The sequence below is a fragment of the Treponema sp. OMZ 798 genome, from assembly GCF_024181385.1.
In the GTDB taxonomy this organism is placed as follows: domain Bacteria; phylum Spirochaetota; class Spirochaetia; order Treponematales; family Treponemataceae; genus Treponema_B.
This window is the reverse complement of sequence record NZ_CP051305.1, coordinates 2,825,515-2,838,348: the sequence shown is the minus strand read 5'-3', so window position 1 is coordinate 2,838,348 and position 12,834 is coordinate 2,825,515. Positions and strand designations below refer to the sequence as shown.

Sequence of the window (12,834 nt, the reverse complement as noted above, 5' to 3'; positions counted from 1 at the left end):
AAAATCAGTTCTTGTAAACTACCTGCCTTTTTTCGGCAGCGAGCTTTCCCTTTTTCCAAACCTGATCAACGGAGTTTACGCCGAAGTGATAAACAAGGTAATCAATATTGGGGGCATCAAAGATAACAAGGTCTGCCTGTTTTCCTTCTTCGATGCTGCCTATAGTTTTTTCGCGGTCGATTGCATAGGCCGCATTGATGGTTACTCCGCGTAAAATCTGTGCAGGTAAAAGCTTCATCTTAAAACAAGCCGCCCACATAGACATTTGCAGGTTTTCGGTCGGGCTGCTTCCGGGGTTATAATCGGTTGCAAGGGCGACCCTTACGCCTTCTTCAATCATCTTTTTTGCAGGCGCATAAATAGGCGACATCAAAAAGAAAGAGGTGGCAGGAAGAAGAACGGCAACGGTTCCCGATTTTGCAAGGGCCGTAATTCCTTCATCGGAGATTGCCATCAGGTGCTCTGCAGAGTGTGCATTCATCTTTGCGGCAAGCTCGGCACCCTTTAAAGGAACTATCTCGTCTGCATGAAGCTTTAACTTAAAGCCGAGGTCTTTAGCAGCCTTCATTATTCTCTCGGTTTCTTCTACAGAAAAAATCTTGTCCTCACAAAAGGCATCGGAAAATTCGGCCAAGCCTCGTCTTTTAACTTCGGGCATAACCTCTTCTATCATAAACTTGATATAGCCTTCTTTGTTGTCCTTGAATTCGGGCGGAGTTGCATGGGCACCCATATAGGTCGAAACAATATCGATAGGATGATTTTCGTTTAAATAAGAATTTATCTCGAGACACTTAATTTCGGTATCCATGTCGAGGCCGTAACCGCTTTTTGATTCGGCAGTGGTTGTACCGTGAATAAGCATTCGGTCAAGACTGGTCATAGCCTTCTGTGTCAACTCTTCTTTTGAGGCAGCTCTTGTTGCTCTTACGGTGCTGAAAATGCCTCCTCCGCTTGCGTGTATTTCAAGATAGCTCTTTCCTTCGAGTTTCATTGCAAGCTCATGTTCGCGCGAGCCACCGTGCACCAAGTGGGTGTGGGCATCGACAAGACCTGCAGTAATGGTCTTTCCTCTTGCATCAACTATTTTTTCGGCTTGGCTTTTTAAACTTTCGGGAGCCTCGCCCTTGCCGACCTTTTGAATAATACCGTTTTCTACAACTATGTAACCTGCGAAGGCCTTATCAAAATCCTCGCTCTTTTTTTCGGTAGAAGTAAAAATACTGTCGCTTATAAATAAAATCATTTTGAGTCCTCCATAAAAATAAAACTAATCTTGATTTATAAAATTTCTTAAAATCTCTTTTAGATTTAAATTTACGGCATTGTTTATAAATTTAAAAATATCGTCTTCCTGCATTTTATTTAAGGTCTTAAAAAAGGTAAGAGGATTTTTTAATTCGTTTATGTTCTTCAAGCCTGCGGCTTCAAGAGAATAATCCGCAAGTCCGCCGTAATTTTCAAATTTCCAGTCTTCCGTCATACTAAAAAGAGCCCTGCCCTTTTTATCGAAAAATACGGAATAATTTTTTTTGTCATCAGGGTTATATTTATTTTTTACATTTCCGTTCCATCTTAACGGGAAACAATCCGCATCAAATCCGGCTTCCTTTACCTTTTCACGAATTGCTTTTTCTATACCGTCGGAAACAACTATAATTTGAAATTGATCTTTTAAACCGGCATTTTCGGATGCCTTTTTATAATAAGAAGCGGCTTTTTTATAGGCGGCCGATTTTAAGGCATCGCTGTCATCCGCAAAAATAAGCCATGTTACGGTGTACCCTCGTAAATCTTCATCCTTGATCTGTTTGATTATTTCAGTTTCTTTAGCTAAAGAATCCATAAGCTCGCATCCCGTCAAAATAAATGCAAGAACTGCCATAAAAAACACAATTTTAATTTTTTTCATTTTCACCTCTGATTAACTAAGATAACACTAAAAAGAATGTTTTTCAATAGGCTTACAATTAAAAAGAGCCTTGCTATTCCATACAAAATATTATATAATACTAAACTATGAAAGGGAAAAGAGAGTATTCGAATATTAAAACTTTTGATAAGCATGTCAAACTACTTGACAAAACCGAAAGCAAACCCATAATCACTCAGCACTCAGCACTCTTTTAGATAAACCGCAAAGAATAATTAAGAAACACCTTACAAATTCCTCCTCACATTCCTTAACACCATTGTGCTCTCTGCGGCTAAATTTAAACAATCACACACAGGATATAATTTTCTCACATCGTTTAATAAAACCGCAAGAGGCACAAAAAGTGCCAAGGATTATAAAGGAATATCATACAAAGACTACCTTAAAATTCTTTGCGAAGTTGAGCGTAAACTCAACGCTTCGCGCCCTTAGCGGTTAAATAAAAAAATAAATTAAAAAGGAAGGAAAGAGGAATGAAGCAAAGTAAAAGAAAATCCTTTTTTGGGGCAGTAAATCTTACTGCATCGGTATTGGCAGCCTTGCTGCCGATGGTATTATTGACAGGGCTGTTGACCGGCTGTAAGCCTAAGGTTGATCCTAGATATAATTACACGGTAGAACACTTGCAGCAAAATATCGGTAACGATGAGTACACCGTGTACGAGAGGGAAATCTTAAGCGGTAAGGCAGGCGAAACCACCTCTGCGAAGGCCAAAGCCTATGAGGGCTTTACGGTGCAAGATTTTAGCCAAACCTCAATAAATGCAGACGGGTCTACGGTAGTGCAGATTAAGTATAACAGAAACGAAATTACCATCACACTTGATTTACAAGGCGGAAGTACTACTACACCTCTTATAGATGGTGATAAGTTAAAGAGCAGATACGGAGCAGATATAAATCTTGTTGAGCCGACAAAGACTGAACATATTTTTTGGTACTGGGAGCCGGAACTTCCTTCAACCTTTCCTGTTCAAGATGCAGAATACAAGGCCTTCTGGAATAAAAACTTCCACATTACCATAAAAGGTGATGAAAGAACAGAAATATCTCAAGAAAACTTCATCGAAATTCCCATTACCGAAACCAAAAAATGGGCAGACATAAAAGCTCAAGTAGAAGCTAAGGTAAACTTAAAACCCGAATGGCAGGGCGGCGATTATGAGGTTTACGAATGGAGACTTGACAATGAAAACGGAGCAAAACTGACCGACGGCTACCAGATAGACAAGCACATAACCGTATACGCCGTAACCAACTATGCCAAAGCCAAATTTAATATCGTAGGCGATAAAATCAAACTTATAGACAAGAAAGGCTATAGCGGAGCAAAACCCAAAGGCAAAATAATAATCCCCGACGGTATTACCGAAATAGAAGAAGGCGACAACCAGGATAAGGGAGCCTTTAGAGATTGTAGCGGAATAACTTCCGTAAAGTTACCTCAAAGCCTTACCCAAATAGGCGGCTATGCTTTTAACGACTGTACGGGCTTAACAAGCATAGACCTATCTTCTTGCACAAACCTGGATACAATAGGATGGTAAGCTTTTAAAGGCTGTGAGGACTTAAAAAGCATAAACTTACCCGCAAACCTGACTACAATAGACAAGTTTGCTTTTGAAAACTGCAAGGGCTTAACGAGTGCGGTCTTTGCAGATACCAACGGCTGGGCTGTGAATGCGTATGAGGACGATTCCGCACCCATAAATGAAGAAGAATTGAAAGACCCCAAAACAGCGGCTAGTTTTTTAAGCAGAAAGTATTTCATGAAATACTGGAAGAAAAACTAAAATAAATTAGGAATTATAAATGCTTAATTAGGAATTGACTTAATTCTTAATTAAGCATTGTAAATTGAATATTTTAAGGAGAAAAAGAATGAGTGAAGGAACTAACTTATCGGTTGAAAACTACATACAAAAAATGCAAATGCCGATCTGCACTTATGTAATATTTATGCTTTTAAGTCTTTTTGCGATTGGACTGTTAATTTTTTTATGGTTAATTGTTTACCCTTTAGGCAATCAATATGTATTTATCATAACTTCACTTTTTATAGGTATTACTATAGTTTTTATTATTGCTTTTACCGTAATCAATCTTATATTTTCAGAAGATAATCGCAAAAAAGCCCTATTAACATACGCCTATGACGAGGCTCTTAAAAGATTAGAAGACGATAGGGATAAACATATGGTAAATACACCTAAAGGAGATATGGACTTAAAAACAACCAAAAATCCTACACCAACCGAAGAGATTATAACTATGAATAGGTATTATAAAAAACAGCTTACCAAAATATTCGAAACTTATTGTCAAAACATCACTTCAAAATAAGGAGACTTTTATGACCGATACATCAAAGGACGAACAAAAAGACAGACCCACAGCAAAGGACATTTACGATTATCTTTGGCACGGGAGGGATTTTGAGCTTGAACACCTTTGGCAAAGGTCTGTTTTCCTTGGTGCTTTTTTACTCGGCATTGCAAGCGTCTATGCTTTTTATGTAAAAGACATCTTTATTCCGCATTTAAGCCCAAATCAAATTACTGTAACACTTAATGCGGACAAAAAAGAGGCAGAAGGTTCAACGGAGTATACACTAATCATAAACCCGAACAACAACCCCGAAACTAAAACTTCAATTAAAAAAGATAAGTCTTTTTCGCTACTTTTTACATTCGGTGCGGTTCCGATCCTCATTTCCCTTTTAGGTATAATCTTTTCGGTGCTTTGGATTATTATGGGCAAGGGCTCAAAGGCTTGGTACGAAATATACGAAAGCAACTTGGCAAAAATGAGCAGTAACCCCCGATTCTGGAAGAGTAAAGATGAAGCCAAAGGCGTATCCGAACTCGATAAAATCTTTTGCAACAAAACCACCGGACGATACAGCGAATATGTTTTTGGGCGTCTTAAAAATTGCCACGGCGACCCCATAGACAAAAGCCTTTTTTCTACTGCCGGAGGCTCTTTTTCGGTTTCTAAGGTCAATATAATGATAGGTATAATAAGCCTCAAGTTTTTTATCCTCGCCCTATTTTTCCACATTTATTGGCTTTGCAAAACCATCTTTGCAGACCCTTGGCCGCCCATCCTCATCATCTTTCCTACAGCAATCTTACTCCTCTTTTTGCTTATTTACCGCCTAAAGAAAAAACTCGGCTCATCGTATCTTGATAATTAATTTAAAGGTTTTCTATTTCTTCTTGGCTTAGACCCGATATTGTGCAAATATCATCAATGGGATAATTCATACCCTTCATCATTTTTGCCGTTTCAAGCTTGTTTTGGTAAACTCCTTGAGATATACCCTGAGATATTCCTTCAGCAAAGGCTATTTCTCTCTCTTCTGCTCGTTGTACAGCTATATCTGTTTCATAATCATATTCGGCTAGTAACATATTCAACACCTCCTTAGTCTTACGCTTTAGATAGTCTCTCAAAATATTGTTTTGTATACATTCTTCAATCGCTTTTTCAAAGCCGTTTTTAGGGTCTGCCTTTTTCCATCTCCGCACTGTTTCTACAAATACTGTGTATTCATACATCGTCTTGCAGTTTTCAAGTATCGGATGACTGTTTTGCTTATTTATGTTTATTATCTTAACGGTCAGCTCAAGATTAGTTTCTGTTGCTTTTTCTATAAAAGCATCTGATAGTTTTAATGTTTTATCGGAAGGATAGTGTTCCTCTCCATTGTAAAAGACATAAAATTCAGGTCTTGGAATTTTTAGGAGTTTACGGCTGTATTTTTCTTTTGACTCGAAAAGAGTTTCATAAAGGCGGCTTATGTATTCAAGACAACGTAAAGGCATATTTGGGTTGATTGTCGATTGATGCTCTGCTAAAACTATGATTTTGTTATCTACAAGGTAGGAGACATCATTATAAAATGACATATATAAAACTTGATCAAGCCTGACATTTTTCAGCTGTTCCGTATCTTTGAGTTCGGTATTATGCAAGGCATTGTAAAGAGATAAAAAGTTTTCTTTTGCTTTTTCGTCTTCACTGAATAAATCGACGAAGACTGAATCTTTATATTTTCTGTTTGAAATACTCATAGCCTTTCCCTCACATTTTAATTATACACCTTTTTGTTTGAAAAATCCAGTATAAGCTGTGGGGGAAATTTGAGCTAGGGCAATCATGAAACTTGACAAGTTTCTCTCATTACCCACTACCAATTACCAATTAAAAACGCCTGTCTGCCGTAAGAGCTTCACACCATTTTTGCATACAGATACCGAAGGCAACGCTCACATTTATCGAGGCCTTTATTCCGTACATGGGAATTGTGATAACCCGTCCTTCGGCTTTTTTTATAGCTTCGGGGCTGACCCCCAATTCTTCCGAGCCTATCACAACAATTCCCTTTTTGGGGAAGTCAAACTTCGAAATATCCGTTCCGCCCGTTTCAAGCACAATCAGAGGAAGGTCAGGAAGGCTTTCAAGCCCGACTCTTTCCCATGGAAGATATTCGGTGCAGCCCATTGCCGTTCTTTTAGCCTTGGGGTTGTCAGGAGAAACGCAGTCGTGAGATAAAAAAACTTTTTCGACCCCGAAGGATTCGGCTGTTCTAAAAATCGAGCCTATGTTAAAAGGGGTGCGTATGTCTTCGGCATAGACATAGACTCCTTCAAAAAAAGTCCGCCTGAAATTTGCAATTTCATCGGCACCGGAATTAGGCAAAATCAAATCCCACTCCGCAGGAGCCGTATCAAGTTTTTTGTAAAGTTCATACCGTACAAAATTGATAATTTTTCTTTTATCGTTTTCTTGCGGATTTTCAATCCAGTTTTGAATTTTTATTGCAGAGGAAGGTTCTAAATCTTCTAAAATGATTTTTAAAAGAGAACGCAGATAAAAAGCATCAAGAAATTCGTCAGCCTTGTTTTGCACAAGGGCAGCTTCAGCCGATTCCAAGATACGCAATATTTTACGGCATCTTTGTTTTTGCGGTAAGTTATAAAGCTTAAAAATCTCGGGCATCTTAGAAGGCTTGTTTTATAATTTCAAAAATATCGTGATTTGCAAGAGGCCTTGGACTGTAGTTCATAAAACTCAAACGGGCGGCATCCTCTGCAACAGGCACAAGGGATTCTATAGTTAAATCTATGTCTTTTAAACGTATAGGTAAATTGGCCTCGGCAAGTCTTCTTCTAATTTCTTCAATACCTCGTTTTGCAACCTCGGCTGCATCTCCGCCTTCAAGCATGGTTTCGCCTAACATTCTCGCAACGGCAACAGTCTTTGAAAGACTTGAAGAAATGGCATCATTAACAACATGGGGGAACAATATACTCGAAATAAGCGGGCTTGCTATTCTGTATCGTCCTCCGGCAGCAAGAGCTATAGCTGTTCCAAGTCCCGGGGCGGAAGCCGCAATTCCTATAGCCGAAAGGCAGGCAGCTTGCGCCACAAGTTCCTCTCTGGGCATGCCTACCAATTTTTCATGCTGAGGGTCAAGGGAAATTAAAAATATCTCGACAGCCTTACCCAAAATTGTCTCCGAAAAAAAGCTTCCCCGTGTCGAAACATAGGCCTCAAAGGTAGAACACAGGCCTGCAAAAATCATTGAAGTCATTGCGTTTGGAGCAAGCCCTGCATAGGTATTTGAATCGAAAATTACAAGGTCGCATAGGTCTTCTTTTATCTTTAATAAATTTATGGTTCTATTTCGTGAATCGACGATGAAGCTTGAATTTCCGAACAAAAAGGGGTCACTGCAGCTTGTAGGAATTTGAACAAGAGGTAAGGCTTCTGCCGTGATAGGCTCTCCTTCAATATATCTGTATACGGGTTTATCTTCATTATAAAGAGCCGCTATAGCCCGCCCTATGGCACAGGCAGTCATATCTCCGCAGGCAATTACTCCCCTTATATGAGCCCCTCTGGCTAATGAAAGTGCCCTTTCTATAACCTCAGAATCGGCTGTCTGCTCAAAACCGTTAAAAATAAAAAGGGATATATGCTTTTCTTCAAGAGATTTTCGAATCTTATCGAGCAAGCCCATATCTTCAAAAAACGGATCTACTACAAACATAAAATTATTACCGAATTTTATGACTTCTTCACCGATGCGGGCAAGAGAATAGTTACCTAAAATAACCTTTGATGAAAGTTTAAATACAAAATCTGCCATCTTTTCAAATTCCTCTACAGAATAAATTTTCGGCATATTTTTTTTAAACTTGAATTTTAATTCCTGCCTTGAAAAATATAGCATTTTTGTTTATAATGACAGAAAACCCTAGGTCATTATGGAGGGGACTATGACTACAGGTACTATAGTTACTTTAATGCGTGAAGGCGTAGGTATCATACTGATGCTTTCCGCACCCATCTTAGTTGCAGCTCTTTTAGTAGGCTTAATTGTTGCAATCTTTCAGGCGACTACTTCTATACAGGAACAGACGCTGACCTTTGTTCCTAAAATTTTAACTATTTTAGGAATGATTGCCCTTTTGGCAACTTGGATGATTACGGTGTTAAGGGAATATTTTGTTTCTTTAATGAATTTAATTCCTCAACTGGTAAGATAAGGGTCATTCCATAAAATAAATGCAGCCCTTTGATTTTATCCTAAATAAAGAACCTATTTTTTTACTCGCAGCAGTCCGAATTTTTGCCATGCTGATGACATCTCCCCTAATGTCGATGCGCAATGTTTCACGAATCGCAAAAGTTGCTCTTGCGGGTTTAACTGCATTTATGGTAACCCCCTATGCCTATCCCAACTTCGGAAATCTAAATGCCTTCAGTCTTGAGTATCTTCTTTTACTTTTAGGAGAAGGGCTCATCGGCGTGTTAACAGGCTTTTTTATAAGCATCTTGTTTTCTACATTCAGCACTGCAGGGCAGTTTTTTTCGTTTCAGATGGGTTTCGGAGCTTCAGGAGTTTTTGATGCTCTTGCACAAGTTGAAAACCCCTTGATAGGTCAATATTTTAACTTTATTGCAGTCCTTATTTTTTTACGCATAAACGGTTTCCAGCGCCTTTTTTTAGGCGGAATAATGAAGAGCATCGAACATGTCAACTGCTTTATGTTTTTAGAAAGACAGGATGTGCTTTCAACCTATCTTTTAGGGGCAGTTGGAAATCTTTTTTTTAATGCGATGATAATTGCCTTGCCTGTTATGGGAACCCTGATTTTAATTCACATAACAATGGGACTTTTAACAAAGGCAGCCCCTCAAATGAACCTTTTATCTGAAGGCTTCCCAATTACTATTTTAACCGCATTTTTTATTTTGACCATTGCTCTGCCTTTTTTTATAAACACCTTTGAAATTATGTTGGAAAAAGGCTTTTCGGATTTTTGGCGGCTTTTAGACAGTTTGAGAGGTACTAAATGATATCCGGAAAATCATCCATCCTTTACCAAAGATATTTTTCGCAAGAAGAACTCCTCCTCAATAAGACAATAGGCTTGCAGTGGTTTGCTGCCGAAGATGAAGGCAGAACTGAAGACCCGACCGAATATAAGATACGCAAAGCCAGGGAAGAAGGAAGGGTTGCAAAAAGTCAGGATCTAAATGCTGCGATGGTGGTGCTGCTTCCCGTAATTACTCTTATAATAATGGGCCCCTACATATTTAAATCCTTAATGCAGGTCATCTCTTTCTTTTTTGAACGCTGTACAACAGAGGACGTTTTAAACGGAGCATGGTTCGGGATCTTTGTTTCGTATTTTTTTAGAACGGTTTTCCCGATAACGGCAGTGGCCTTAATTTCAGGGGTTTTGGGAAACATTATTCAAAACAGGGGCTTTTTATTTTCGACAAAACCGATTACGCCCGATTTTAAAAGAATCACACCCAACTTTGCAAGGTTCTTTAAAAGGGCACTGTTTTCTGCAGAAGGACTTTTTAATCTGGCAAAATCGCTTTTTAAGGTTGTCATCATAGGCTTTATAGGCTATCTTGTTATAAAAAACAATATTACAAAGATGATAGCCCTGCTTCAATCCGATTTTACCAATTCGATAATCTTTATAGCAAAAACGGCAGCTCAAATATTGGTCTACGCCTCTATCGCTCTGGTTCTTTTAAGTATTCCGGATTACTTTTTTCAAAAACGGCAGTTTTCCGAATCCCTTAAAATGTCAAAAACGGAAGTAACCGATGAGTACAAGGAATTGGAAGGAGACCCGATGGTAAAGGCCCAGATAAACAGGCAGATGCAGGCAATCTTGCAAAAAACCGGTATAAAAAATGTTCCGGATGCAGATGTCGTTATTACAAACCCGACCCACTATGCTGTCGCTCTTCAATGGAAACAAGGGCTTATGCCTGCTCCCATGGTTATATCGAAGGGAGTTGATGCAACAGCTCAAAATATAAAAAGGATTGCCAAAGAAAACAATATTCCCACAATCGAAAATGTTCCCTTGGCGCGAGCCCTTTATGCAAACGTCGATTTAGGACAGATAATTCCAAGCGAGTACTATCAATCGCTTTCAATTATTTTCTTAAAAATTTACTCTATGAAAGAAAAAGAAATGTTAAGGAAAAGATGGAGGTAAAACGATAAATGGCCGAAAACAGATTTTTTAAGGAAGTACCAAATTCCTTGGTAGCCATAGGAGCTATCATGGTAATATTTGTAATTATTATTCCTCTGCCTACAGCTCTTTTGGACTTTTTTATGGCACTGAATCTTATATTCAGCTTGATAATACTGCTCATAGTCTTGTTTGTAGATAAGCCTACCGAATTTACGGTTTTTCCTTCATTGCTCTTAGTCTCCACAATATTCGGGCTTGCTCTCAACGTTTCATCTACAAGATTGATTTTGACATATGGAGAAGCCTTTGACGGAAAGATGATAGCAGCCTTCAGCAAATTTGTTATAGGCTCTTCAGGAAATCAGGGCTTGGTCATAGGTTTTGTAGTTTTTATTATCTTGATTGCAGTCCAAGCCTTTGTAATCACAAAGGGTGCAACAAGAATCGCTGAGGTTGCAGCCCGTTTTGCCTTAGACTTCAATAACACGAGGAGCATGTCTATAGAGGCAGAGTACAATGCCGGCGTTATCACTGAAGCTGAAGCTCGAAAGAAAAAAGAAGACCTGCAAAGATCTACCGATTTTTACGGGGCTATGGACGGTGCAAGTAAATTCGTTTCAGGAAACGTAAAAATAGGTATCTTTATAACGGTTTTAAATATTGTAGCCGGTTTAATTGTAGGTATCATCTTTAGACAAGAAGCCTTCGGCAAGGCATTGCAGATGTACACAAGGTTTACAATAGGTGACGGACTTTTAGCCCAGCTCCCTTCTCTTTTTATATCGGTTGCAACAGGTCTTGTAGTAACCCGCTCAGCTTCGACAGGTTCTTTCGGAAAGGACATAACAGATCAATTTGCACGCAATTCGACTGTTTATTACATAGCCGCTGTTACCTTGACCGTAATGGCCGTTTTACCCGGCTTCCCGTCAATAATCTTAATCCTAATAGCACTAAGCCTTGCCTTTTTAGGCTGGCGCTTGCAGACAACAAGGGTAACAAGGGCTCAAAAAGAACAGGCAGCCAAAGAGGCTCAAGCTGCATCGGAAAAGGCGGCAAAAACCGAAACGGATGATACCAAGGCTGTAAGCCCCTATGACGATCTATCCTTACAGTTCGGATACGGCCTTATTCCTCTGGTCGATGAAAAAAGAGGCTCCGATCTTGTGCCCAGAGTAAAACGAATACGAAAAGAAATAGCCCTCGAAACAGGCCTTGTAATGCCGGTTATCAGAATGATGGATGCTATGAATCTTCCCCCCGATGAATATTGTATCACGATACAGGGGGCCGAGGTAGCAAGATCAAAGATAAGAATGGGCGCATACCTCGCGGTAAACCCGGGAAACGTTCAAGATGAAATACCGGGCGAGCCTACCTTAGATCCGGCCTTCGGCCTCCCGGCTATCTGGATTTCGGAAGCAAACCAAGCCGCCGCCGAAAGGGCAGGATACACGGTAATAGATCCGCCTTCGATAATAGCAACTCATTTAACTCAGGTTATAAAAACACATGCAGACGATATCCTTTCAAGGCAGATGGTAAGCAACATCTTGGATTCCGCAAAAAAACTAAACCCAATCGTAGTTGATGAAATTCAATCAAACGACAAGCTGACATTGGGTGACTTACAAACCGTATTTAAGTGCTTACTTAGAGAAAACGTTTCCATACGCAACACAACTGCCATCCTTGAAACAATAGCAGACTATAGACGCATAACCGGAGACATGTATATAATCGCCGAAAAAGTCAGACAAAGACTTGGCAGACAGATTGTTCAGCAATACTTGGGAGAAGACAAGGCCCTGCGGGCTTTTATGGTAGATTCAGCCTTTTTCCAAACCGTTTTGGCAAGCCGTATTGACACCCTGACCGGGCCTCAGCCTGCAATCGACATTGAATCTAAAAAAGCATGGCTTAGGGCAGTTCAAACTGCATACAACAACTTTAATGCCCAATTTGTAGGCATCGCAGTCATCCTTGTTCCCGAAGAAGGCCGCCTCCTAATAAAGAGACTCCTCGAATACGAAATGCCCATGGTTCCTGTCTTATCCGTCCCCGAAATTCCAAAGGATGTTTCGGTCATCGGTATGGGAAACATAACGCCCGAAATTCAATAATGATTGACTTTTTTCGTAAATGATGTTAGAATAGCTCCATGATATTTCCATTAGAAGAACTCATCGAGTTTGATGACAATATTTACGAGATTACATGCGCATCGACAAGAAGGGCCTATCAACTGGCTAAAATTCAAGATCCCAATGTCGAAAAAAGCGGAGACAAGGTTGTTTCAGCCGGAGCAAAGCAGATTTTTACCGGCGAGGTAAATTATCAGGTAGAACGGCACCCGGAATTCAACTAAAATTTCAG

General features: G+C 39.6%; 14 protein-coding genes. 9 read left to right on the top strand and 5 right to left on the bottom strand.

Translation table 11 applies throughout. The features are described 5' to 3' along the window. Positions 1–4 precede the first annotated feature (4 nt). Positions 5–1,246: an imidazolonepropionase gene (gene hutI, locus E4O07_RS13130; RefSeq protein ID WP_253686540.1), complete on the bottom strand. Its 1,242-nt coding sequence runs from the start codon at positions 1,244–1,246 to the stop codon at positions 5–7. 24 nt (positions 1,247–1,270) lie between these two features. Beyond that, entirely contained in the window at positions 1,271–1,912 is a 642-nt protein-coding gene (locus tag E4O07_RS13125) for a hypothetical protein (protein ID WP_253686538.1), read from the bottom strand. Positions 1,913–2,409: 497 nt separating this feature from the next. Between E4O07_RS13125 and E4O07_RS13120 the strand changes: the two genes are divergently transcribed. The 4 genes from E4O07_RS13120 (at position 2,410) to E4O07_RS13105 (ending at position 5,132) form a co-directional block, all read left to right on the top strand. Continuing rightward, a complete protein-coding gene (locus E4O07_RS13120; RefSeq protein ID WP_253686536.1) occupies positions 2,410–3,483 on the top strand; it encodes a leucine-rich repeat domain-containing protein in 1,074 nt (357 codons plus the stop codon). Positions 3,484–3,513: 30 nt separating this feature from the next. After that, entirely contained in the window at positions 3,514–3,729 is a 216-nt protein-coding gene (locus E4O07_RS13115; RefSeq protein ID WP_371921986.1) for a leucine-rich repeat domain-containing protein, read from the top strand. Between the two features lie 88 nt (positions 3,730–3,817). Beyond that, the gene (locus E4O07_RS13110) at positions 3,818–4,279 is read left to right on the top strand and encodes a hypothetical protein (RefSeq protein ID WP_253686534.1); all 462 of its coding nucleotides are present in this window, start codon (positions 3,818–3,820) and stop codon (positions 4,277–4,279) included. A 10-nt stretch (positions 4,280–4,289) separates the two neighbouring features. Further along, positions 4,290–5,132, top strand: a complete 843-nt coding sequence (locus E4O07_RS13105) for a RipA family octameric membrane protein (RefSeq protein ID WP_253686532.1) — start codon at positions 4,290–4,292, stop codon at positions 5,130–5,132. 1 nt (position 5,133) lies between these two features. On the opposite strand, the gene E4O07_RS13100 is transcribed toward E4O07_RS13105, so the two are convergent. The 3 genes from E4O07_RS13100 to E4O07_RS13090 form a co-directional block, all read right to left on the bottom strand. After that, a complete protein-coding gene (locus E4O07_RS13100) occupies positions 5,134–6,012 on the bottom strand; it encodes an Rpn family recombination-promoting nuclease/putative transposase (RefSeq protein WP_253686530.1) in 879 nt (292 codons plus the stop codon). Between the two features lie 130 nt (positions 6,013–6,142). Beyond that, positions 6,143–6,940: a TrmH family RNA methyltransferase gene (locus E4O07_RS13095; RefSeq protein ID WP_253686528.1), complete on the bottom strand. Its 798-nt coding sequence runs from the start codon at positions 6,938–6,940 to the stop codon at positions 6,143–6,145. 1 nt (position 6,941) lies between these two features. Continuing rightward, positions 6,942–8,093: an iron-containing alcohol dehydrogenase gene (locus E4O07_RS13090; protein ID WP_253686526.1), complete on the bottom strand. Its 1,152-nt coding sequence runs from the start codon at positions 8,091–8,093 to the stop codon at positions 6,942–6,944. A 130-nt stretch (positions 8,094–8,223) separates the two neighbouring features. On the opposite strand from E4O07_RS13090, the gene fliQ reads away from it, so the two are divergent. From fliQ to E4O07_RS13065, 5 genes are read left to right on the top strand one after another with little or no spacing between them, the layout of a single operon-like run. Continuing rightward, complete coding sequence (fliQ, locus tag E4O07_RS13085) at positions 8,224–8,493, top strand: flagellar biosynthesis protein FliQ (RefSeq protein ID WP_253686524.1); 270 nt, start codon at positions 8,224–8,226, stop codon at positions 8,491–8,493. A gap of 19 nt (positions 8,494–8,512) precedes the next feature. Further along, on the top strand, positions 8,513–9,307 hold the full coding sequence (fliR, locus tag E4O07_RS13080) for a flagellar biosynthetic protein FliR (protein WP_253686523.1): 795 nt from the start codon (positions 8,513–8,515) through the stop codon (positions 9,305–9,307). Continuing rightward, a complete protein-coding gene (gene flhB / locus E4O07_RS13075) occupies positions 9,304–10,476 on the top strand; it encodes a flagellar biosynthesis protein FlhB (RefSeq protein WP_253686521.1) in 1,173 nt (390 codons plus the stop codon). The genes fliR and flhB overlap by 4 nt, the downstream gene beginning before the upstream one ends. An 8-nt stretch (positions 10,477–10,484) precedes the next feature. Next, entirely contained in the window at positions 10,485–12,581 is a 2,097-nt protein-coding gene (gene flhA, locus E4O07_RS13070; protein ID WP_253686519.1) for a flagellar biosynthesis protein FlhA, read from the top strand. 38 nt (positions 12,582–12,619) lie between these two features. Beyond that, entirely contained in the window at positions 12,620–12,826 is a 207-nt protein-coding gene (locus E4O07_RS13065) for a DNA-directed RNA polymerase subunit omega (protein ID WP_253686517.1), read from the top strand. Positions 12,827–12,834: the final 8 nt, after the last annotated feature.